The 22085-nt window shown below is 62.2% G+C and carries 21 protein-coding genes; 16 read left to right on the forward strand and 5 right to left on the reverse strand.

The genetic code is table 11. The features are described from left to right. Positions 1–108: 108 nt before the first annotated feature. Positions 109–2061, forward strand: coding sequence for a penicillin-binding protein 2 (gene mrdA, locus V8Z78_RS24585; RefSeq protein ID WP_003070410.1), 1953 nt, complete (start codon positions 109–111; stop codon positions 2059–2061). 36 nt (positions 2062–2097) lie between these two features. On the opposite strand, the gene V8Z78_RS24590 is transcribed toward mrdA, so the two are convergent. Beyond that, positions 2098–2856: a sulfite exporter TauE/SafE family protein gene (locus V8Z78_RS24590; RefSeq protein ID WP_003074636.1), complete on the reverse strand. Its 759-nt coding sequence runs from the start codon at positions 2854–2856 to the stop codon at positions 2098–2100. Between the two features lie 572 nt (positions 2857–3428). Further along, positions 3429–5096 carry a GMC family oxidoreductase gene (locus tag V8Z78_RS24595; protein ID WP_046460296.1) on the reverse strand — a complete coding sequence of 556 codons (1668 nt, stop codon included), beginning with the start codon at positions 5094–5096 and terminating at the stop codon, positions 3429–3431. A gap of 312 nt (positions 5097–5408) precedes the next feature. Between V8Z78_RS24595 and V8Z78_RS24600 the strand changes: the two genes are divergently transcribed. From V8Z78_RS24600 to V8Z78_RS24620, 5 genes are all read left to right on the forward strand, one after another. Continuing rightward, entirely contained in the window at positions 5409–6536 is a 1128-nt protein-coding gene (locus tag V8Z78_RS24600) for an MlaE family ABC transporter permease (protein WP_003070415.1), read from the forward strand. Positions 6537–6662: 126 nt separating this feature from the next. Next, positions 6663–7523 (forward strand): ABC transporter ATP-binding protein, encoded by an 861-nt coding sequence (locus V8Z78_RS24605; RefSeq protein ID WP_003070417.1) that lies wholly within the window; start codon positions 6663–6665, stop codon positions 7521–7523. Beyond that, positions 7523–8470 (forward strand): MlaD family protein, encoded by a 948-nt coding sequence (locus V8Z78_RS24610; protein WP_057094413.1) that lies wholly within the window; start codon positions 7523–7525, stop codon positions 8468–8470. Before V8Z78_RS24605 ends, V8Z78_RS24610 begins: the two co-directional genes overlap by 1 nt. 106 nt (positions 8471–8576) lie before the next feature. After that, positions 8577–9260, forward strand: a complete 684-nt coding sequence (locus V8Z78_RS24615) for an ABC-type transport auxiliary lipoprotein family protein (protein ID WP_003070420.1) — start codon at positions 8577–8579, stop codon at positions 9258–9260. Between the two features lie 172 nt (positions 9261–9432). Next, positions 9433–9930, forward strand: a complete 498-nt coding sequence (locus V8Z78_RS24620) for a hemerythrin domain-containing protein (RefSeq protein ID WP_003070423.1) — start codon at positions 9433–9435, stop codon at positions 9928–9930. A 96-nt stretch (positions 9931–10026) separates the two neighbouring features. Here V8Z78_RS24620 and V8Z78_RS24625 read toward each other — a convergent pair whose 3' ends face one another. Then, positions 10027–10674, reverse strand: coding sequence for a MarC family protein (locus V8Z78_RS24625; protein ID WP_003059455.1), 648 nt, complete (start codon positions 10672–10674; stop codon positions 10027–10029). Between the two features lie 182 nt (positions 10675–10856). On the opposite strand from V8Z78_RS24625, the gene V8Z78_RS24630 reads away from it, so the two are divergent. Continuing rightward, positions 10857–11549 carry a dienelactone hydrolase family protein gene (locus V8Z78_RS24630; protein WP_349732327.1) on the forward strand — a complete coding sequence of 231 codons (693 nt, stop codon included), beginning with the start codon at positions 10857–10859 and terminating at the stop codon, positions 11547–11549. Positions 11550–11715: 166 nt separating this feature from the next. On the opposite strand, the gene V8Z78_RS24635 is transcribed toward V8Z78_RS24630, so the two are convergent. Together V8Z78_RS24635 and hemB are read right to left on the reverse strand one after the other, a co-directional pair. Next, a complete protein-coding gene (locus V8Z78_RS24635; RefSeq protein ID WP_349732328.1) occupies positions 11716–12918 on the reverse strand; it encodes a magnesium transporter CorA family protein in 1203 nt (400 codons plus the stop codon). Between the two features lie 133 nt (positions 12919–13051). After that, positions 13052–14062: a porphobilinogen synthase gene (hemB, locus tag V8Z78_RS24640; protein ID WP_046460298.1), complete on the reverse strand. Its 1011-nt coding sequence runs from the start codon at positions 14060–14062 to the stop codon at positions 13052–13054. A 144-nt stretch (positions 14063–14206) separates the two neighbouring features. Between hemB and V8Z78_RS24645 the strand changes: the two genes are divergently transcribed. From V8Z78_RS24645 to V8Z78_RS24685, 9 genes are all read left to right on the forward strand, one after another. Then, positions 14207–14623 carry a CopD family protein gene (locus V8Z78_RS24645; RefSeq protein WP_003064013.1) on the forward strand — a complete coding sequence of 139 codons (417 nt, stop codon included), beginning with the start codon at positions 14207–14209 and terminating at the stop codon, positions 14621–14623. Positions 14624–14680: 57 nt separating this feature from the next. Next, positions 14681–15778, forward strand: a complete 1098-nt coding sequence (locus tag V8Z78_RS24650) for a VanZ family protein (protein WP_034357922.1) — start codon at positions 14681–14683, stop codon at positions 15776–15778. An 11-nt stretch (positions 15779–15789) separates the two neighbouring features. Next, the gene (locus V8Z78_RS24655) at positions 15790–16146 is read left to right on the forward strand and encodes a (2Fe-2S) ferredoxin domain-containing protein (protein ID WP_003064010.1); all 357 of its coding nucleotides are present in this window, start codon (positions 15790–15792) and stop codon (positions 16144–16146) included. A 161-nt stretch (positions 16147–16307) separates the two neighbouring features. Next, positions 16308–16946: an alpha/beta hydrolase gene (locus V8Z78_RS24660; protein WP_003064008.1), complete on the forward strand. Its 639-nt coding sequence runs from the start codon at positions 16308–16310 to the stop codon at positions 16944–16946. A gap of 151 nt (positions 16947–17097) precedes the next feature. Continuing rightward, positions 17098–18270: a D-alanyl-D-alanine carboxypeptidase family protein gene (locus tag V8Z78_RS24665; protein WP_314353208.1), complete on the forward strand. Its 1173-nt coding sequence runs from the start codon at positions 17098–17100 to the stop codon at positions 18268–18270. 238 nt (positions 18271–18508) lie between these two features. After that, entirely contained in the window at positions 18509–18886 is a 378-nt protein-coding gene (rpsL, locus tag V8Z78_RS24670; protein ID WP_003059441.1) for a 30S ribosomal protein S12, read from the forward strand. Between the two features lie 168 nt (positions 18887–19054). Continuing rightward, positions 19055–19528, forward strand: coding sequence for a 30S ribosomal protein S7 (gene rpsG, locus V8Z78_RS24675; RefSeq protein WP_003059438.1), 474 nt, complete (start codon positions 19055–19057; stop codon positions 19526–19528). A gap of 145 nt (positions 19529–19673) precedes the next feature. Continuing rightward, positions 19674–21782, forward strand: coding sequence for an elongation factor G (gene fusA / locus V8Z78_RS24680; protein ID WP_003064006.1), 2109 nt, complete (start codon positions 19674–19676; stop codon positions 21780–21782). A 180-nt stretch (positions 21783–21962) separates the two neighbouring features. Further along, the coding region (locus tag V8Z78_RS24685; protein WP_349732329.1) for a GTP-binding protein at positions 21963–22085 on the forward strand (123 nt) is incomplete at its 3' end.

Below are 22085 nucleotides of genomic sequence, written 5' to 3' on the forward strand. Positions count from 1 at the left end.
AGTCGCTGCGCGCCTTTCCCCCTCTCGCTTCGCGGGGGGGGGACGACTGCCTCGCTGCGGGGCGGCCCTTGCTTGCAGTCACTGGCTTGGCGTGCGGGGAGCCTGCGCATGATGGAGATTCGCAACACTGAAGTCGAGCTGCAGCGCTTCCGGATGCGTGCAGTCGTCATGGGCTGCGTGGTGTTCCTGGCGTTCTGTCTGCTGGTCTGGCGTCTGCTGGTGCTGCAGGTCGAGCGCCATGAGGAATTTGCCGAGCGGGCCGAGAGCAATCGCACGGCGGTGGTGCCCATCGTGCCCAACCGGGGCCAGATCCTGGACCGCAACGGCGTGGTGCTGGCGACCAATTACTCGGCCTATACGCTGGAGATCACACGCTCCAAGGTCGAGGATCTGGACGAGACCATCGAAGGGCTGTCCGGGGTCATAGAGATCACGCCGCGCGACCGCCGCAAGTTCAAGCGGCTCATGGATGACTCCAAGAGCTTTGAGTCGATTCCGATCCGCTCGCGCCTGACGGATGAGGAAGTCGCCAAATTCGCGGCTCAGCGTTATCGCTTTCCGGGCGTGGATATCAAGGCCCGCCTGTTCCGCACCTACCCGCTCAAGGAAACCGGCAGCCATTTGATCGGATACATCGGTCGTATCAACCAAAGAGAAAAAGAAGAGATCGACGACTCCGACGATGCGGCCAACTACCGTGGCACCGAGGTCATGGGCAAGCTGGGGGCCGAAAAGAGCTATGAGTTGCAGCTGCACGGTCAGACCGGCTGGGAGGAAATGGAAACCTCGGCTGGCGGCCATGCCGTGCGCCGCCTGGGCAGTCGCCCTGCCACGCCGGGACACAGCCTGCAGCTATCGGTGGACATCAAGCTGCAGAAGATGGTGGAAGACCTCTACGGCAACCGCCGCGGCGTGGCCATCGCCATGGATCCGCGCAACGGCGAGGTGCTGGCCATGGTCAGCAAGCCGACCTACGACCCCAATCTCTTTGTCGACGGCATCGACCAGGAAAGCTGGAAGGCACTCAACGAATCGCTGGACCGCCCTTTGCTCAACCGTTCCATGCGCGGCACCTATCCCGTGGGCTCGACCTACAAGCCCTTTATGGGCCTGGCGGGCATAGAGACCGGCAAGCGCACGCCGGGCACGGTGATCCAGGACGGTGGCTCCTGGACTTTCGGCGGCCACACCTTCCGTTCCGGCCATGCGCTGGGCCCGGTGGATCTGGCGCGCGCCATCCAGCATTCCAGCAACGTCTATTTCTACACGCTGGCCAACGAGATGGGCGTGGATGCGATCCACGACTTCATGAAGCCGCTGGGCTTTGGTCAGATCACCGGCATCGACCTGCCCGGCGAGGTGCGCGGCGTGCTGCCCAGCAAGGAGTGGAAGCGCAAGACCTACAAGCGCGCAGCCCAGCAGCAATGGTTTGCAGGCGAGACGATTTCTCTGGGTATCGGCCAGGGCTACAACAACTTCACCATCCTCCAGCTCTCGCATGCGCTGGCCACGCTGGTCAACAACGGCATGAGCTTCACGCCCCATGTGGGCAAGGAGCTGATCGACTCCGTCACCGGTACGCGCACGGCCATTGTTCAGCCGGCACCCGTCAATCTGGGCTACAAGCAGAGCAATGTCGATGCCGTCAAGCGCGGCATGGTCGGAGTGGTGACCGGCGGCACGGGCCGTGGCGTCTTCGGCAGTGCCAGCTATCTGTCGGGCGGCAAGACCGGCACGGCCCAGGCAGTGAGCGTGGGCCAGAAGGAAAAGTACAACGCTGCGCGTCTGGCCGAGTACCAGCGCGACCACTCGCTCTATATCGCCTACGGCCCGGCCGAAGCGCCCAGGATTGCCGTGGCCGTGATTGTGGAGAATGCTGGCTTCGGTGCAGCGGCTGCCGCGCCTATCGCACGCCGCATACTGGACTACTGGCTGGTGGGCAACTATCCCAGCGAGGCTGATATCGCTGCCGTGCGCCAGGGCAAGGCAGGCGCACCGATCGGCACGCCGCGTCGTGTGGAAGATATCTCGGTGCTGTCCGACGACGAAACAGCACCTTGATAAATTGATAGCTGTTAACGCTTGCTGTGTAATGGTTTAACGCAGAAAAGCGTCGTAACCTGTCTTCAGAATCAGCAGGCTGACCACGCCGATGAAAATCGTGCGCACAAAGCCCGTGCCGTGGCGCAAGGCCATCCAGGTGCCAAGCATGCTGCCCAGCACATTGGCCACGGCCAGCGGAATTGCAAAGTGCCACCAGACATGGCCCTTGAGAGTGAATAGCAGCAGTGCCGCGGCGTTGGAGGCCAGGTTCAGCAGCTTGGCGCTGGCCGAGGCGTTGAGGAAGTCATAGCCCAGCAGGCGCACGAACAGGAACACGAAGAAGCTGCCTGTGCCCGGGCCGAAGAAGCCGTCGTAGAAACCGATCAGCAGGCCGATGGCGCTGGCGGTCAGCATCTCGGTGCGGCCTGCCAGGCGCGGCTCGTGGTCGCGGCCCAGCTCTTTTTTGGCCAGGGTGTAGCCCAGCACGCCCAGCAGGATGAAGGGCAGCAGCTTGCGCAGAAAATCGGGCGAAATCAATGTGACAGCCCAGGCTCCGAGAAAAGCTCCCACCAGCGTCGTGCCGATGGCGGGTAGCAGCGTGGCCCAGGTGATATGCACACGCTTGCTGTACTGCCAGGCGGAAATGGCCGTGCCCCAGACGGCGGCACTCTTGTTGGTTCCAAACAGCGTGGCAGGCGTGGTGGTGGGAAAGGCTGCAAACATGGCCGGCACCAGAATCAGTCCGCCGCCTCCCACGATGGCGTCAACAAACCCGGCCAGGGCCGAGGCGAGGGAAACAAGAATCCATTCCATGGAGCAAATGCCTGCAATTGGTGCATGCCGTGAGCAACGCGCGTTGCCGCTGGGCGGCGCTGCCGGAGGCGGGATGAAGAAGCCAGGGGAGAGCGGGCTTGAATGCCCGAGGATGGCGCCGGCATTGTCGCACCGCAGCCTCAAGCTTGTGCGCAGGCATAAAAAAAGCGCCCACTGTGGGGCGCTTTTGAACGCATCTTTGATGCTTTTATATGTATTGGTCTGGTTGTGTCGAGTTGTCTCCTCGGCCCTCCATGCTGCTTCGTGGAGCAGCGAGAGTGACGAGAATGTAAGGGCTGCACCTGTGTGGTGCATTGGGGAATTCCCTTGGGTTATATCAAAAACGTCTGACAAATGAATCAGAAAGTTTCGTGACATCCTTGTGAGTTTTGAGATATTTCAAAAACAATAGCGTCATATGCTTATAAGCAAAAGATCTCTGAGGACTTTGCTTCATGGGGAATGATGCCGCGCGGGATTCTTTCGCTAGTACAGACTTTGCGCTCCAGAGCGAATTTCGGGCGCTGACGGGCTTGTCGCAGTGAATCGCTCGGCTTTCGAGCGGCCGTTTTTCAGGTCGCGTCACGAATCCACTGCGCCGCCTTCTCGGCCATCATCAGCGTCGGGCTGTTGGTATTGCCGCTGGTGATGGTGGGCATGGCGCCGGCATCGACCACGCGCAGACCCTGCACGCCTCGCACCTTGAAACGGCTGTCCAGGACTGCCATCGGGTCGTCGGCGCGTCCCATCTTGGTCGTGCCCACGGGGTGGAAGATGGTGGTGGCGATATCACCGGCCAGACGCGCCAACTCCTCGTCGCTCTGGTATTGAGCACCGGGCTTGAACTCTTCGGGTTGGAAGCGCGCAAGCGCCGGCTGGCTGACGATGCGCCGCGTGACGCGCAGGCTGTCTGCCGCCACCTGCCGGTCTTCTTGCGTGGAGAGGTAATGGGGTGCGATGGCCGGAGCCTGGCGGAAATCCGCGCTTTGCAGTTGCACCGTGCCGCGGCTGCTGGGGTTGAGGTTGCAGACGCTGGCGGTGAAGGCGGCAAAGTCGTGCAGCGGCTCGCCAAAGGCATCCAGCGACAGCGGTTGCACGTGATATTCCAGATTGGGGTGGGCCAATGCCGGATTGCTGCGTGTAAAGGCACCGAGTTGCGAAGGCGCCATGCTCATGGGGCCGCTGCGCTTGAGTGCGTATTCCAGGGCGATGGCCGCCTTGCCCCAGAGACTGCCGGCCATGGTGTTGAGCGTCTGGGCGTTCTGCACCTTGTAGACGGAGCGGATTTGTAAATGGTCCTGCAGATTGGCGCCCACGCCGGGCAGATCGCGGCGCACAGCCATCCCATGGCGCTGCAGCAATTCGCCGGGGCCTATGCCCGACAGCTGCAGGATATGCGGCGAGTTGACCGCACCCGCGCAGAGCAGCACCTCGCGCCCGGCCTGCACAGTCACCATCTCCTCTCCGGTCCAGACTTCGGCGCCGGTGCAGCGCTGGCTGCCGTCCGGCAGATCTTCCAGAATCAGCCGGCGCACCTGGGCGCGGGTCCACATCTCGAAGTTGGGTCGGCCATAGCAGGTGGGGCGCAGAAAGGCCTTGGCGGTGTTCCAGCGCAGGCCCGATTTCTGATTGACCTCGAAGTAGCCTACGCCCTCGTTGCAGCCGCGGTTGAAGTCGTCGGTGGCCGGGATGCCGGCCTGCTGCGCGGCCTGGGCAAAGGCGTCGAGTATGTCCCAGCGCAGACGTTGCTTCTCCACGCGCCACTCGCCGCTGCCGCCGGTGCTCTTGCTGCCGTGCAGGCGCATGAACTCTTCGCTGGCGCTGCCGCCGGCGTCGAGACGCCAATGGTCTTCATGCTGTTTGAAAGCCGGCAGGACCTGCTCCCAGCGCCAGGTGTCGTCGCCGGTGAGCTCGGCCCATTGCTCATAGTCGCGGGCCTGGCCGCGCATATAGATCATGCCGTTGATGCTGGAGCAGCCGCCCAGTGTCTTGCCGCGCGGATAGCGCAGGCTGCGACCGTTGAGGCCGGGGTCGGGCTCGGTCTGATAGAGCCAGTCGGTGCGCGGGTTGCCTATGCAATAGAGATAGCCGACGGGGATGTGGATCCAGTGGTAGTCATCCTTGCCGCCGGCTTCGATCAGCAGAATCCGGTGATTCTTGTTGCGGGTGAGACGGTTGCACAGCAGCGAACCTGCTGTGCCGCCGCCGATGACGATGTAGTCGAACTGGGTATCACTCATGGGCAGATCAAAAGGCCGGTACAGCTAGGCGCAGAGGCCAGAGCATCAGGCAGTCATGGGCAAAAAGGCTGGTTCATTAGGTGTGATGAGCTTGCGGGTGTCGATAGGGAAAGCGCTCGCATACTCCTGTTTTGGAAGCTGTCGGCGCAGTGCTGGTTTTGACTTTCGCGGATTTTTGATAAAAATTGCAACGCTATCATTGCGTGGCATGCGGCAGCGGCCTACGTGCTGCGTTTGGCATGCTCCTCGCTTGGCGCGTTATGCTGGCCCCTGCGGTCAGCCCGTCTCCCCCATGTCCTAGGAAGCTTTTCTTTGCCCAGCTCAGACCAACTACCTCAATGCCCGCTGCAGTCCCGCGAAGGTCAGCAATGGGCCGTGCCTGCGGGCCGCTGGAGTGCCGCCGAGCTGGGCGACCGCCATATCTGGCGTCGGCTGGCGCCGCAGATCAGGGCCGTGCCCAAGGGCGCGGCCTGGGATTTGCAGCAAATGGTCTGGTTCGACCATATCGGTGCCCAGTTGCTGTGGGAGCAATGGGGCAAGGCCTGGCCGGCCCAACTGCTGACGACCAAGACCCAGCGCTCCATGCTGGAGCGTGTGGCCAGGTTCAGCGAAGTGCCCGAGTCCAAGCCCGAGCCCTCGGGATGGATGTGCGAGGTCAATCGGCTGGGTCAGATGGTGATCGATGCCTGCGGGCACTTTTCCAACTTGATCCAGCTGGTCGGCCAGTTGCTGCTGGACTGCCTGCGCCTGCTGCGCAACCCGCTTCGCGGCCCCTGGCGCGATATTTCGGGCCATCTCTATGCAACGGGAGCGACAGCCTTGCCGATCACGGCGCTGGTCGGCTTTCTGATCGGCGTGGTGCTGGCCTATCTGATGGCGCTGCAGCTGCGTCAGTTCGGGGCCGAATCCTTTATTGTCAACATTCTTGGCATTTCGCTGATCCGCGAGCTCGGGCCGCTGCTGGCGGCGATTCTGGTGGCGGGGCGCAGCGGCTCGGCCATCACGGCGCAGATCGGCGTGATGCGCGTGACCGAGGAGCTCGACGCCATGCAGGTCATGGGCATTTCCCAGGGTTACCGGCTGGTGCTGCCGCGTGCGCTGGCGCTGGCCGTGTCCATGCCGCTGGTGGCGCTGTGGACCATTCTTGCGGCACTGGCTGGCGGCATGGTCGCGGCGGACCTGACCATGGACATCACGCCCTCCTATTTCGTGCAAAGCCTGCCTGCGGCCGTGAAGGTCGGCAATCTGGTGCTGGCCATGGGCAAGTCTGTGGTGTTTGGCGTGCTGATTGCCTTGATCGGCTGCCATTGGGGCCTGAAGGTAGAGCCCAATACCCAGAGCCTGGGTCGCGGCACCACGGCGGCGGTGGTGTCATCCATCACCATGGTCATCATCGTGGATGCCATCTTTGCCATCCTCTTCAGAAACGTGGGCTTTTAGGATGAACTACCCCCTGTGCGGCTTCGCCGCTTCCCCCCAAGGGGACGACACCTTCGCTGCGGGGCGGCCCTTGCTCGGCGTTTCTGGCTTGGGTCGCGCAAGCCTCGTGCAGCGGGGGGCACGCCAATGACAGAGGTGATGCACAACCGCCGTATCGAGGGTGCCGTGGGCGATTACGCGCCGCCGCAGGATGTGAAGCCCCTGGTGCAGGCAGTGGACCTGTGGACCGAGTTCGGCGAGGGCGAGTCGCGCTTTGCCGTGCACCAGGACTTGAACTTCGATGTCTACCCGGGCGAGATTCTGGCCCTGGTGGGCGGCTCCGGCACGGGCAAGACGGTGCTGCTGCGCCAGATACTGGGGCTGCTTTCGCCATCGCGCGGCACGGTGACCGTGGATGGCCGGCCCTCGCGCGAAGTTATCAGCGGCGAGCTGGCGGCGAGTCAGGTGGGCATGCTGTTCCAGCAGGGGGCGCTGTATTCGGCCTTCAACGTGCTCGACAACATCGCGTTTGCGCTGCGTGAGCAGGGCACCTTGCCCGATGCCGTGGTGCGCGATGCGGCCATGGTCAAGCTGCAGATGGTGGGCCTCAAGCCCGAGCATGCCTCGCGCATGCCTGCGGACCTGTCGGGCGGCATGATCAAGCGTGTGGCGCTGGCGCGCGCGCTGATGATGGATCCGCCGCTGCTGCTGCTCGACGAACCCACAGCGGGGCTGGACCCCAAGGGCTCGGACGAGTTCTGCGAACTGCTGCGCGATATTCATGCAGAGCTGGGCCTGACCGTGATCATGGTCACCCACGATCTGGATACGCTGTTCGCGCTGTCCACACGAGTGGCCGTGCTGGCCGAGAAAAAAGTGCTGTTCACCGGGGCTCCGCGCGACGTGGCCCGGATCAAGCACCCGTTTATTGAACATTTCTTCCAGGGAGAGCGTGGCCGCCGTGCCATGGCCCCGGTGCAAGGCGGCGTGGCCGCAGAGGAAAGCTGATGGAAAACAAGTCCCATGCCATGGCTGCCGGCATCTTCGTGCTGGTGGTGGCGACCCTGCTGGCAGGGCTGGCCGTCTGGCTGACGCGCGACAACCGCGAATACCAGCTCTATGAAATGTCCACCAAGGACGGAGTCAGCGGCCTGCAGCCCCAGGCCACGGTGCGCTACAAGGGCGTGCCCGTGGGCAAGGTGGTGCGCATCGGTTTTGATCCGCAGATTTCCGGCAATGTGCTGATTCGCATTGCCGTGGGCGAGGACACGCCGGTCACGCCGGCCACCTACGCCCAGCTCGGCTATCAGGGAGTGACGGGGCTGGCCCATATCCAGCTCGACGATGACAGCAAGTCTTCGCAACCGCTCAAGCCCGGGCCCAGCGGCCTGCCGCGCTTGCCCATGAAGTCATCGCCGCTGAACATGCTGGCCGACCAGGGGCCGGTGCTGCTGGAGCGGGTTGACGAAATTTCACGCCGCCTCAATTCCATGCTGGGTGAGGACAACCAGAGGCGGGTGAGCGTGGCGCTCGACAATATCGCTGCCGCATCCGGCGGGATCAAGGATCTGGCCGAGACCATGAACAAGACGGCCAAGGACTTTCCACAGATCACGGCAGATGCGCACCAGACCCTGCAGTCCCTTACCAAGGCCGGCAATGCCGCCACGGGCGTGGCGACCGATCTGCAGCAGACCGTGCGCAAGGTCAATGCCCCCGATGGCCCGCTGCAGCAGATTGCCGAGGGCACGCAGGCCCTGTCGCAGGCGGCCGAGTCGCTGGGGCGCAGCACCTTGCCGCGCATGAACGGCGCGGCCGACGATGTCTCGCGCGCCGCGCGCAGCATGGGCGCGGCCGCGGGCCGCTTCAATGACAACCCGCAATCCGTCATCTACGGCCAGGGAATGGGCTTGCCAGGCCCCGGCGAGCCCGGTTTCGTGGCTCCGGCCAAGTGAAGAAGCAACAAGGACACGACTTGCGCCAATTCGGATCGGGCAGGCAGCTTTTCGATGGAAATGCCTGCTACTCATTCTGACTGGCCTAAGTCCCAAAGGAATCAATATGGCAGACACAAAGATTTCACTCACCGGCCGCGGAGCATGGCGATTGCTGGGCGCTTCTTCCCTGGTACTGGCGCTCGCCGCCTGCTCGGGCCTGCCCACGGCACCCACGCAACCGGTGCGATATGACCTGGGCATGGCCGACCTGGCAGTGCCGGCCGCGAATGCGGCCGCACCCTCCGTGGCGCCGGTACCGCTGGTGCTGGCCGAAGTCCAGGCGCCGGGGTTGCCCGAGGGCCTGACGGCCATGTTCTACCGTCTGAACTACAGCGACAGCCAGCAACTGCGTGCCTACCAGAACGCGCGCTGGAGCCTGCCTCCCGCTCAGATGGTGGAGCAGCGCCTGCGCATGCGCCTGGGGCTGGAGCGCCCCGTGCTTTCGGGCAAGGATAATGTCCGCCCCCTGCAGGCCGACAAGCGCTCGATTGCGCAGCTGCGCGTGACGGTGGACGAGTTCAGCCAGGTCTTCGACAACGCCAGCAACAGCCGTGCGTTGCTGCGCCTGAGCGCCAGCCTGATCGGTGCCGGCGAGAGTGCAGGCAACCAGTTGCTGGGCCAGAAGGTGTTCACGGTCGAAGTTCCGGCGGCCTCGGCCGACGCAGCCGGCGGTGCCCAGGCCATGGCACGCGCCGTGGACGAGGCGGCTGCCCAGCTCAGCCGCTGGTTGCAGGGTTACGGGCGCTAGGGCCCGACCAGTCCCAGGCATTTCCGCTCCCAAAGCCCTGCCATGCAGGGCTTTGTTGATTCCGGGCAAGTCCTGCTTACTCGCGGGCAGCTGCTTTGCTGATGTGGGTCAATGGCCGGGCCGGGCCTTGTTCTTAAGCTGCCAGTTCCTCAACCTCGCACAAGGAACTGCCATGGCCAGCCTCGAATGGAATGCCGCTCTCATCCTGGATTTTCCCGTCATGGACGCGGTGCATGAAGAGTTCGTCACCCTGCTGGCCCAGGTGGAAGCTGCGGGCGACGAGCAGCTGTGCGCGCTCTGGGACGAGCTGATTGCCCATACCCAGCAGCACTTCGATCAGGAAGACCGCTGGATGCAGACCACGGGCTTTGCCACGGGCAACTGCCACAGCCAGCAGCACAAGGTGGTGCTGGCCGTGCTGCGCGAGGGGGCGGTCAAGGGCGGGCAGGGCGATCTGGCCACGATCCGCCATATGGCGGCCGAGCTGGGTCCGTGGTTCAGCCACCATGCGCAGAACATGGATGCCGCCCTGGCCCTGCACATGCGCCGCGCGGGCTTTGACCCGGTGACCGGCGCGGTGCTGGTGCCCGAGGCTTTGCCTGCAGAGCCGATCACCGGCTGTGGTGGTGCCTGTGGTGAAGCTGAAAAAATGGAAGTGGTAACTGCCTGAAACTGGCACGCGATAAGGCGAGAGACAGCGAGCAAGAGCCGCCGCGCAGCGAAGCTGCCGTCCCCCTTGGGGGAAGCGGCGCAGCCGCTCAGGGGGTCAAGGATATATTGCCGGCGAGGCCAGGATGGGGAAGATCTTGATCAGGCCTCCCGCCATCACCTCGATGGCCAGCGCTGCCAGAATCAGGCCCATGAGCCGGGTCATCACATTGATGCCGGTCTTGCCCAGCACACGGGCAATCGGGTGGGCCAATGAAAAGCAGACCATGATGGCAGCGGCCACCACCACGCCATAACCGACCAGTGCCACATGCTGCCAGATGGTGCGCGCCTGATCGGCATAGATCACCACGGTGGACATGGCGGCAGGCCCGGTCAGCAGCGGAATGGTCAGCGGCACGACGGCAATGCTGTTGCCCTCGGCGGCCTTCTCGACGCCGGCTGCCAGCGTGGCATTGTTGGGGCGGTCTTCGGCGGGGCGGGCGTTGAGCATGTTCATCGCGCTGATCAGCAGCAGCAGGCCGCCGCCGACTTGAAAGCTTTGCAGCGAGATATTGAAGAACTGCAGAATCTGCAGTCCCAGCAGGGCGCAGACCGCAATCACGCAGAAGGCGGCAAAGGCGGCGGTGCGAATCGTCTGCCAGCGCTGCTCGGCGTCGAAGCCGGCCGTGTAGTGGATGAAGAACGGGACGATGGCCAGCGGGTTGATGATGGCGACCAGGGTGATCAGCGGCTTGATATCCATTACAGCTCGCCTCCTGGCATGGGGGGCTTCTTGCGACTGCCGGCCTTTTGTGGGGCTGAGATAGCTTGCATCAACACTCCTGTGAAAAAATGGCCGAATCATCGACGCGGCATCAGCCATTACAGCATTGCTGGCGGCCGCGTCGCGGATTTCCCTTTTGAACCATGTTAAGGAGCTTCGCAATGGGCAGCTTTGTTGAACTGACAGCCGTGGATGGCGCAAAAACCCCGGCTTATGTGGCCATGCCCGAGGGCCAGGCACGCGGTGCCATCGTGGTACTGCAGGAGATCTTCGGCGTGAATTCGCATATCCGCTCCGTGGCAGACCGCTACGCAGCCCAGGGCTATGTGGCCGTGGCGCCCGCCATGTTTGCCCGCGTCAAGCCCGATGTGGAGCTGGGTTATAGCGAAGAAGACATGAAGGCCGGCTTTGCGCTCAAGACCGCAGTGGAAGCCCTGCCCGAGCCTGGCGCGCTTCGCGATGTGGAAGCGGCCGTGGCCCATGCGGCGACTCTGGTGCCTGGCGGCAAGATCGGCGTGGTGGGCTTTTGCTGGGGCGGCCTCATGACCTGGCGCTCGGCCTGCAATCTGGCCAGCGTCTCGGCTGCAGTCTGCTACTACGGCGGCGGCATGACGGGCGAACTGGAAGCCAGCCGTCTGGCGCTGTGCCCGGTGCTGGCCCATTTCGGCAGCAAGGATCACTACATCTCGCTGGAGTCCGTCGAAGCCTTCAAGAAGGCCCAGTCCAAGGTGGAAGTCCATGTCTATGAAGCCGACCATGGCTTCAACTGCGACCAGCGCGGCTCCTACAACGAAGCCGCTGCAGCGTTGGCAGGTGAGCGCACTCTGGCCTTCTTCGCCCAGCATCTGGGTTGATATAAAAAACCATAGCTGCTTGTGCTTGATATATAAGCGCAAGCAACTGTTTTTATCTAAAGTCCGTTGCCGCTGGGCGGTCCCCCATCAGAGACATCAAGCAAGCGCCGCCGCGCAGCGAGGATGTCGTCCCCCTTGGGGGAAGGCGCGGAAGCGCCTCAGGGGGTCATTCTTTTTCTTCGCTTTCCAGATAGCGGCGGCGCCAGAAATAGGCCACCAGCACCACGGTGATGATCACCATGGCCACCAGGGCCCAGATGAAGCCGTCCTTTTTGTGAACGAAGGGGATGAACTCGAAGTTCATGCCGAAGATGCCAGCAATCAGGTTCAGCGGCAGAAAGATGGCCGTCACCGTGGTCAGCGTGCGCATGATGTCGTTGGCGCGGTTGCTCTGCGCCGAAAAGTGCATCTGCACAGCGGTCTCGGCGCTTTGCTCCATGCGGTGAATATGGTGGGTCACACGCTCTATATGTTCGAGCACGTCGCGCGAGCGCACGCGCAGCAGTTCGCGTTCATGTTGGCGCGCGGGGGTGTGCTCTGGCGGCCAGCCCTCCAGTGCCTCGGTCCAGTCCTGCACGGCGGCGCGCTGGTCTTCGCAGATTTCATCCAGCTGGTGCAGCGCCAGGCGTACATCGAGCACGCTGGCCCAGTTGCTGAAGCGTTTGTTGGGCTTGAGCAGTGCCATCTGCCAGTGATCGATCTGGCGCGTCAGCGTACGGCGCAGATCCAGATAGCCGTCCACCATGCCGTTGACCATGCGCAGCATCAGGTCCGCAGGCTCCACGGGCATCTTGCTGCTGACCTGGCGACCGTCAGTCTTGGCGGGGCCGGAAATCAGGCGCTGCCAGAAGTTTTCCAGTACAAAGCAGCCGTCGGGATGCACGGACAGCAGGATCTGGTCATACAGCGCAAAGCCCACGGGCTGGGTTTCCACGCGTTGCAGCACCGGCGCTTCGCGCTGGCCGCTGTGGGCCGGGTTGTGCGATGGAGGCGGGGCGCTGGATGCCGCACTGCCGGTGCCTGTCATCACTGCAGGCAGGCCTGGCGGTGAGGCCGCGGCTGACGCGGGCGAGGCGTGGTTGCCGCTGAGCGGCGGCAGATGGGCGTTGGCCAGGCGCCGGAACACCAGCACGTCGTACACCGAGGTGTAGTCGTAATTGGAAGGGATTGCCGGATTCAACAGGTCGGAGACATGCAGGTCCACGAGCGCGGAGCCGCCCAGCCTGGTCAGCATGGTCTGAATGGACGGCAGTTGAGCCTCCAGTTCCGAGCGTGTGCAGGAGACCCAGTAAAACCCCGTTGTTGCCGCCTGCGTTGGCAGTCCGTCAACAGGCTGGGCATAGAGGGGAGAGATATGCAGCACGCGCATGGGAATAGGCAGTCTCGATGTCAGTGCAAAAAGCAGATGTAAAAACGGCCCATGCAAGCTGCACGGGCCGTCAGATCATGCCTGAAATGCTCTCAGGCGCAAGCATGACCTGCGCTGACAGCTATCAATTTTGTTACAGTCCGCGCAGCTTCTTGGCGGCATCGATGGCAAAGTAGGTCAGGATGCCGTCGGCGCCCGCGCGCTTGAAAGCCAGCAGGGCTTCCATCATCACGGCATCGTGATCGAGCCAGCCGTTGGCGGCTGCAGCCTTGAGCATGGCGTATTCGCCGGACACCTGGTAGGCGAAGGTCGGCACCTTGAACTCGTCCTTGACGCGGCGCACCACGTCCAGATACGGCATGCCGGGCTTGACCATGACCATGTCCGCGCCTTCGGCGATGTCCTGAGCCACCTCGCGCAGGGCTTCGTCGGTGTTGGCAGGGTCCATCTGGTAGACATTCTTGTCGGCCTTGCCCAGGGCGCCGCGTGTGCCCACGGCGTCGCGGAAGGGGCCGTAAAAAGCGCTGGCGTACTTGGCGCTATAGGCCATGATGCGGGTGTGAATATGGCCTTGCAACTCCAGGGCCTCGCGGATGGCGCCGATGCGACCGTCCATCATGTCGCTGGGGGCCACCATGTCCACACCGGCTTCGGCATGGGTCAGGGCCTGGCCGACCAGCACTTCCACGGTGTCATCGTTGATGATGTAGCCGCTCTCGTCGAGGATGCCGTCCTGGCCGTGGCTGGTGTAGGGGTCCAGGGCCACGTCGGTCATCACACCCAGCTGGGGGAATTCCTTTTTCAGCGCGCGCACCACGCGCGGGATCAGGCCGTCGGGGTTCAGGGCTTCCTTGCCGTCGGGGGTCTTGAGGCTGGATTCGATGGCGGGGAACAGCGCCAGGTAGGGAATCTCCAGCTTCACGCATTCCTCGGCCACGGGCAGCAGCAGGTCCAGGCTCAGGCGGTCCACGCCGGGCATGGAGGGCACGGCCTCGCGCTTGTTCTGACCTTCATGCACGAACACGGGGTAGATGAAGTCGTGCGGCGTCAGCACGCTCTCGCGCACCAGATTGCGGGTGAAAGCATCGCGGCGCAGGCGGCGCGGACGGTTCTGGGGAAAAGGAGTAGGGCTGGACAAATGCATGGGGAAAATTGTGCCCCATTCGTCATGGCTTGGCTTGCAGCTGCGTGACTATTCCATGACGGCCGGCGCGACTGGGCCCGAGCTCCGAGGTAAAGACGCGGCGCGCAGCGGCTGTGGCGCAGCGCAGGCCTTTACACTGGCTCCATGCTATGGGTCAAAGCCTTTCACATCGTTTTTGTCGCCAGCTGGTTTGCTGGTCTGTTCTACCTGCCGCGCATCTTTGTCAACATCGCCATGGTCACGCCGGGCTCGGTGGCCGAACGCGAGCGCCTGCTGCTGATGGCGCGCAAGCTGCTGCGCTTCACCACCATGCTGGCCGTGCCCGCGCTGGGACTGGGCCTGTGGCTGTGGCTGGGCTGGGGCTTCGCGGGCGGCTGGCTGCATGCCAAGCTGGCCGTGGTGCTGCTGGTCATCGGCTACCACCACAGCTGTGCCGTGCTGCTGCGCAAGCTGGCGGACAACACCTGTCATAAAAGCCATCGCTGGTTCCGTTTCTATAACGAAGTGCCGGTGCTGCTGCTGATCGCTGCCGTGATTCTGGTGGTGGTCAAGCCCTTCTGAATCTTGCGCTGAGAGTAGGAGGCGACTGTGTCCGATTCCGCGGTGCCGGTGATTTCCATGCGCCATACCTCGGCCTGGCCGCTGGCGCTGGTTTATGGGCTGCTCATTGTCTTTGCCAGCCTGTTCCCCTTCGACGGCTGGCGCGCCCAGGGCATAGATCCCAGCGTGTTCCTGTTCGCGAGGATTCCGCCGCCTTACTGGACCTGGTTCGACGTCAACACCAATATCGTCGGCTATGCGCCGCTGGGCTTTTTCCTGGCGCTGGCCCTGATGCGCTCGGGCCAGCCCAGGCTGGCCGTGCCACTGGCTTTTCTTGCCGGCACGCTGCTGTCGCTGTGCATGGAGTTTCTGCAGATCTATCTGCCGCGCCGCGTGCCGTCCAATCTGGATCTGGTGCTCAATGCCGGCGGCACCTTGATCGGTGCCCTGCTGGCTGCGCTGCTGGAGAGGCTGGGGGCTCTCTCGCGCTGGAGTGCATTTCGCAACCAGTGGCTGGGCGAGGGCGGTGCTGGCGTGCTGGTGCTGCTGGCGCTGTGGCCGTTTGCGCTGCTGTTTCCGGCGGCCGTGCCGTTTGGTCTGGGCCAGGTGCTGGAGCGCATCGACGACACCTTGCAGGACTGGCTGCTGAACACGCCGTTTGAAGACTGGCTGCCGCTGGGCGATTTCGCCATGACGCCGCTGTCGCTGGTGACGGAGATGCTATGCGTAATGCTGGGGCTGTGGATTCCCTGCCTGCTGGCCTACTGCGCCGTGCGTCATATGGGCCGCCGCGCGCTGGCCGGACTGCTTCTGGTGGCGGCAGGGGTGGGGGTGACAGCGCTGTCGGCCGCGTTGAGCTGGGGCCCGGCCCATGCCTGGGAGTGGGTGGATCTGCCGGTGCGCCTGGGTGTCTGGGGTGGGCTGGGCTTGGCCGTGATTGCATTGCCTGCCTCGCGCAGCATGTGCGCCGTGCTATTGCTACTGGTGCTGGTGCTGCATCTGAGCATCCTCAATCAGGCGCCGACGAACGTGTACTTCGCCCAGACCCTGCAGGCCTGGGAGCAAGGCCGTTTCATCCGCTTCTACGGTCTGGGCCAATGGCTGGGCTGGCTCTGGCCTTACGTGACACTGGCGTATGTAGTGATTCGACTCTCGCGCCGCCAACAGCCTGCCTAGAATGATCCACCATGAGCGACATCCAGAATCAAGACCAGGCCGGCGGCTACTACCAGCGTCATATCTTCTTTTGCCTGAACGAGCGTCCCAACGGTGAGGACTGCTGTGCTCTGCATGGCGCCAAGGCGGGCTTTGACCACTGCAAGCGCAAAGTCAAGGAAGAGGGGCTTGCCGGAAAGGGGTTGGTGCGTGTGAACAAGGCCGGCTGCCTGGATCGCTGCGCCGGCGGTCCCGTGGCCGTGGTCTACCCCGAAGCCGTCTGGTATACCTTCATCGACGACAGCGATATCGATGAAATCGTCGAATCCCATCTCAAGCACGGCAAGGTGGTCGAGCGCCTGGTGCTGCCCGAAAGCGTGGGGCGCTGATCTGGCTGCCTTGAGTCCTTTGGCCGTCCCGACAGGCTTGCGGCAAGGCGGCTCTTGCATGGTGCGGCCGACTTTGGGCTTGCTTTTTCAGGAACTTTAAGCGTTTTCAAGCGTCAGCCCAATTACAGCAAGCGCAAAAAGCTACAACTAGGATAGCAATCGTGAATTCCCAGACCGAACGACTGACGCTCACCGGCACCGCCGGTGCCATTGAGGCCCTGCGCGATGCGCCGCAACTGGTCGAAGGCCAGAGCCCCAAGGGCGTGGCCATCATCGCCCATCCGCATCCGCTGTTTGGCGGCACCATGGACAACAAGGTGGTCCAGACCCTGGCGCGTGCCTTTGTTCAGTGCGGCTACACGGTCGTGCGTTTCAACTTTCGCGGCGTGGGCGCTAGTGCCGGCGAGTATGACGCCGGCAAGGCCGAGCTGCAGGATTTGCTGGCCGTGGTGCAGCAGGTGGCTCCCGAAGGCCCTGTAGCTCTGGCCGGCTTTTCCTTCGGCGCTTTCGTCACCAGCCATGCGCTGGCCCAACTCTGGGGTACGGGCCGGGTGCAGAAGGCCGTGCTGGTCGGCACCGCCGCCAGTCGCTTCGAAGTGGCTCCCGTGCCTGCCGAGGCCCATGACCAGACCCTGGTGATCCACGGCGAGGCGGACGACACCGTCGAGCTGTCCGCCGTGATGGACTGGGCGCGCCCGCAGATACTGCCTGTTACCGTGATTCCGCAGGTCGGCCATTTCTTTCACGGACAATTGCCGCTGCTCAAGAGCCTGGTGGTGCGCCACCTGAAGTCCCTGTAAGAGCCATTTCCCACACCTTGACGCACGTGAATTGCTGCCCCGTCTTGGTTAACTCCCTTTTCATAGCGCCAGGCCGAGGTATATCCTTGGCTTTGGCCGTTTCCGACGGTAAATCACCGCGCTTACCTTTGCTTTAGCGAGAGTCCTCTTCATGAAGCCCATCTACTCCACACTGCGTGTTCTGGCCGTTGCTGCCGCAGTGGCGCCCGTGTTTGCCATGGCACAGGTGGCGGCCCCTGTTCCTCCCGAAATTGCTGCCCGCAACTATCTGCTGGTGGACGTCACTGCCGGCCAGGTGCTGGGCGCCAAGGACGTCGATGCTCCCGTCGAGCAGGCATCGCTGACCAAGCTGATGTCGGCCTATGTGGTGTTCGATGCCTTGCGCTCCAAGAAGATTACGCTGGAGCAGCGCATGCCCGTGAGCGAGCGCGCCTGGAAGATGCCCGGCTCGCGCATGTTCATCGACCCCAAGATGCAGGTGCCCGTCAATGACCTGCTCAGCGGCATGATCATCCAGTCCGGCAACGATGCCACCATGGCATTGGCCGAGGCCGTGGGCGGCACGGCCGAGAACTTCGTCAAGATGATGAATGACCAGGCCAAGGCCTTGGGCATGAAGAACACCAGCTACAAGAACCCCGAAGGACTGACCGAGCCCGGTCACCTGACGACGGCGCGTGATCTGTCCATACTGGCCCAGCGATTGATGCATGACTTCCCTGAGTACATGCACTACTACTCCACCAAGCAATACAGCTATCCCGGCACGCCTGCCTCCAACGGCAGCAACCGCAATGCCTTGCTGTTCCGCGATCCCACCGTGGACGGCCTGAAGACCGGCCATACCAATGCCGCCGGCTATTGCCTGGTGGCCACGGCCAAGCGTGACCTGCCCAATGTGGGTCAGCGCCGCCTGCTGTCCATCGTGCTGGGAACGGCCAGCGAAAAGGCGCGTGCCAACGAAAGCCAGAAGCTGTTGAACTGGGGTTACACCGCTTTCGATGCCGTCAAGCTGTTTGATTCCGATCAGCCCGTGGCCACTCCCGCCGTCTGGAAGGGCGCTGCCAATGCCGTCAAGATCGGCAAGGCCGACGGCGCCGTGGTGGTGACCGTGCCCTCGGGCACCGGCGGCAAGCTGACCACCGAGGTGGTGCGCCAGGATCCGCTGATTGCACCCATTGCCAAGGGGCAGTCCATGGGGGTGCTCAAGGTCAAGTCGGGTGCGGATGTGGTGGCCGAGGTGCCGCTGGTAGCGCTTGAGGCCGTCGAGCAGGCAGGCTTCTTCGGCCGTCTGTGGGACACCATCCGCCTCTGGATCAAGTAAGTTCCCGGGCCGGTAGGAGGTAGCTCCTGCCGGTGAGAGCACTTTGATGTGCCATGCAAAGCATCTTGCTGCCGGCAGGGCTATTGTCGGCGGGGAGTTGTGCTGATTTGCACAAGCTGGTACATTCGAGGGCTTTTCGGAATTTCCGAAGGGATTCACGTTTCCGCATCGGCATCTGTTGCTGCGGATAAACCTTTTGCTTTCACGAAGCAAATTCACGTTTAGGGACGTTTAATTAATGCCAACCATTAACCAACTCGTGCGTCAGGGCCGCACGGTCGAAGTTGTTAAATCCAAGAGCCCTGCTATGGAAAACTGCCCCCAACGCCGTGGCGTGTGCACTCGTGTGTACACCACCACTCCCAAGAAGCCTAACTCGGCTCTGCGTAAGGTGGCCAAGGTTCGTCTGACCAACGGTTTCGAAGTGATTTCGTACATCGGCGGTGAAGGCCACAACCTGCAAGAGCACAGCGTTGTGCTGGTGCGCGGTGGTCGTGTGAAGGACTTGCCCGGTGTGCGTTACCACATCGTGCGCGGTTCCCTGGACCTGCAAGGCGTCAAGGACCGTAAGCAAGCTCGCTCCAAGTACGGTGCCAAGAAGCCTAAGGCTAAGTAATCAGCCCTGGTTTTTTGAAAACAAACGGTGTTTGATTCGCCTGACTGGCGCGGTCAAACGTAGTGGCCCTGAGCACGAATGTTTTGTGCGGGTCGAGTAAGTGAGAGTTTTGAATAGCTCTCGCGGTATCTGAAAAGATGCCAACTGAAGCAAAGATAGAGGTAAAAAATGCCACGTCGTCGCGAAGTCCCCAAACGTGAAATCCTGCCGGATCCCAAGTTCGGCAATGTAGAGCTGTCCAAATTCATGAACGTGATCATGGAAGGCGGCAAGAAGGCGGTTGCTGAGCGCATCATTTACGGCGCTCTGGACCTGATCGAGAAGAAGCATCCCGGCAAGGACCCTCTGGAAGCTTTCGTTGTTGCCATCAACAACGTCAAGCCCATGGTTGAAGTGAAGTCCCGCCGTGTTGGCGGTGCCAACTACCAGGTGCCCGTGGAAGTGCGTCCCGTCCGTCGTCTGGCTCTGGCCATGCGCTGGATCAAGGAAGCCTCCCGCAAGCGTGGCGAGAAGTCCATGGCTCAACGCCTGGCCAACGAGCTGCTGGAAGCTACGGAAGGCCGTGGCGGCGCCATGAAGCGTCGTGACGAAGTGCACCGTATGGCCGAAGCCAACAAGGCCTTCAGCCACTTCCGCTTCTAATCGGAATCTCGCTCGAGATACAGGGCCGCATGCAAAAACTTGCTGCGGCCTTGTGTCGATTCTGAGCGCCCCCATATAGAGCTGCTGCCTCCTGCGCACAATGCGGGGCCGGCAGTACTCCCATACGATCAAGCAAGGATCCATCATGGCTCGCAAGACCCCCATTGAGCGCTATCGCAACATCGGTATTTCCGCTCACATTGACGCAGGTAAGACAACCACTACAGAACGTATCCTGTTCTATACCGGTGTGACCCACAAGCTGGGCGAAGTGCACGACGGCGCTGCCACCACCGACTGGATGGAGCAAGAGCAAGAGCGTGGTATCACCATCACTTCCGCTGCAGTGACCTGCTTCTGGAAGGGTATGGATCTGTCCTACCCAGAACACCGTTTCAACATCATCGACACCCCCGGTCACGTGGACTTCACGATTGAAGTGGAACGTTCCATGCGCGTGCTGGACGGTGCTTGCATGGTGTATTGCGCTGTGGGTGGCGTGCAGCCCCAGTCCGAAACCGTGTGGCGTCAGGCCAACAAGTACAAGGTGCCTCGTCTGGCCTTCGTGAACAAGATGGACCGTACCGGTGCCAACTTCTTCAAGGTCTATGAAGGCATGAAGACTCGCCTGAACGCGAACCCTGTGCCCGTGGTGATCCCAATCGGCGCTGAAGAAAACTTCCAGGGCGTGGTCGATCTGGTCAAGATGAAGGCCATCATCTGGGACGAAGCTTCCCAGGGCATGAAGTTCGAATACCAGGACATCCCCGCCGAGCTGGTGGAAACCGCCAACAAGTGGCGTGAAAACCTGGTGGAAGCCGCTGCCGAAGCTTCGGAAGAGCTGATGAACAAGTACCTGGAAGAAGGTACTCTGACTGAAGAAGAAGTGAAGCTCGGCGTGCGTACCCGTACCCTGGCCACCGAAATTCAGCCCATGCTGTGCGGCACCGCGTTCAAGAACAAGGGTGTGCAGCGCATGCTGGACGCCGTGATCGACTATCTGCCCGCTCCTGTGGACATTCCTGACGTTACCGGTACCGACCCCGATGACGAAGAGAAGAAGCTGAGCCGCAAGGCTGACGATGCTGAGAAGTTCTCGGCTCTGGCCTTCAAGCTGATGACCGACCCCTTCGTGGGCCAGCTGACTTTCGTGCGCGTGTACTCTGGCGTTCTGTCCAAGGGTGAGACCGTTCTGAATGCCGTCAAGGGCAAGAAGGAACGTATCGGCCGTATCGTGCAGATGATGGCCAACGATCGCGTGGAAGTGGAAGAAATCCGTGCTGGCGACATCGCTGCCTGCGTGGGCCTGAAGGACGTGACCACCGGTGAAACCCTGTGCGACATCGCTGCGCCTATCGTGCTGGAGCGCATGGTGTTCCCCGAGCCCGTGATTGCACAGGCTGTGGAACCCAAGTCCAAGACCGACCAGGAAAAGATGGGTATCGCTCTGTCGCGTCTGGCTGCAGAAGATCCTTCCTTCCGCGTGCGTACCGACGAAGAATCCGGTCAGACCATCATCGCCGGTATGGGCGAACTGCACCTGGAAATCATCGTTGACCGCATGAAGCGCGAATTCAACGTGGAAGCCAACGTGGGCAAGCCCCAGGTTGCCTACCGCGAAACCATCCGCAGCACGGTCAAGGACGTGGACGGCAAGTTCGTTCGCCAGTCCGGCGGTAAGGGCCAGTACGGCCACGTGGTTCTGACTCTGGAACCCCAGGAAGCCGGCAAGGGCTTCGAGTTCGTCGACGAAATCAAGGGCGGTGTGGTTCCTCGCGAATACATCCCTGCGGTGGAGAAGGGCGTGATCGAAGCGCTGACTTCCGGCGTGCTGGCTGGCTACCCTGTGGTGGACGTCAAGGTTCGTCTGACCTTCGGTTCGTACCACGATGTGGACTCGAACGAAATGGCGTTCAAGATGGCCGCTATCTTCGGTTTCAAGGAAGCTGCCCGCAAGGCCAACCCCGTCATCCTGGAACCCATGATGGCTGTGGAAGTGGAAACGCCCGAAGACTACGCCGGTACCGTGATGGGCGATCTGTCCTCGCGTCGCGGCATGGTTCAGGGTATGGACGACATGGTTGGTGGCGGCAAGGCCATCAAGGCTGAAGTGCCTCTGTCCGAAATGTTCGGCTACGCCACTTCGCTGCGTTCCATGACTCAAGGTCGCGCCAGCTACACCATGGAGTTCAAGCACTACGCTGAAGCTCCTCGTAACGTGGCTGAAGCCATTGTTGCTGCCCGCGCCAAGTAATTGACGCAGGTTTGACGAATCCGTCATAATCTACGGCTTCCAATCGCGGCAGTCCTTTGAGGATTGCCGCGATTTTTGCCGGTCTGCGATCCCATGCCGTCCTGTTTCCTGTGCGGGGCGAGTCAGCAATGAGATGCAGACCTTAAACATCACACAGGTTTTTGCTCTTTCGGAGAAATCATGGCAAAAGAAAAGTTCGAACGTACCAAGCCCCACGTGAACGTGGGCACCATCGGTCACGTTGACCACGGCAAGACCACCCTGACTGCTGCTATCGCTACCGTGCTGTCCAAGCACTTCGGC

The sequence above is a fragment of the Comamonas sp. wu1-DMT genome, from assembly GCF_040187805.1.
In the GTDB taxonomy this organism is placed as follows: domain Bacteria; phylum Pseudomonadota; class Gammaproteobacteria; order Burkholderiales; family Burkholderiaceae_C; genus Comamonas; species Comamonas thiooxydans.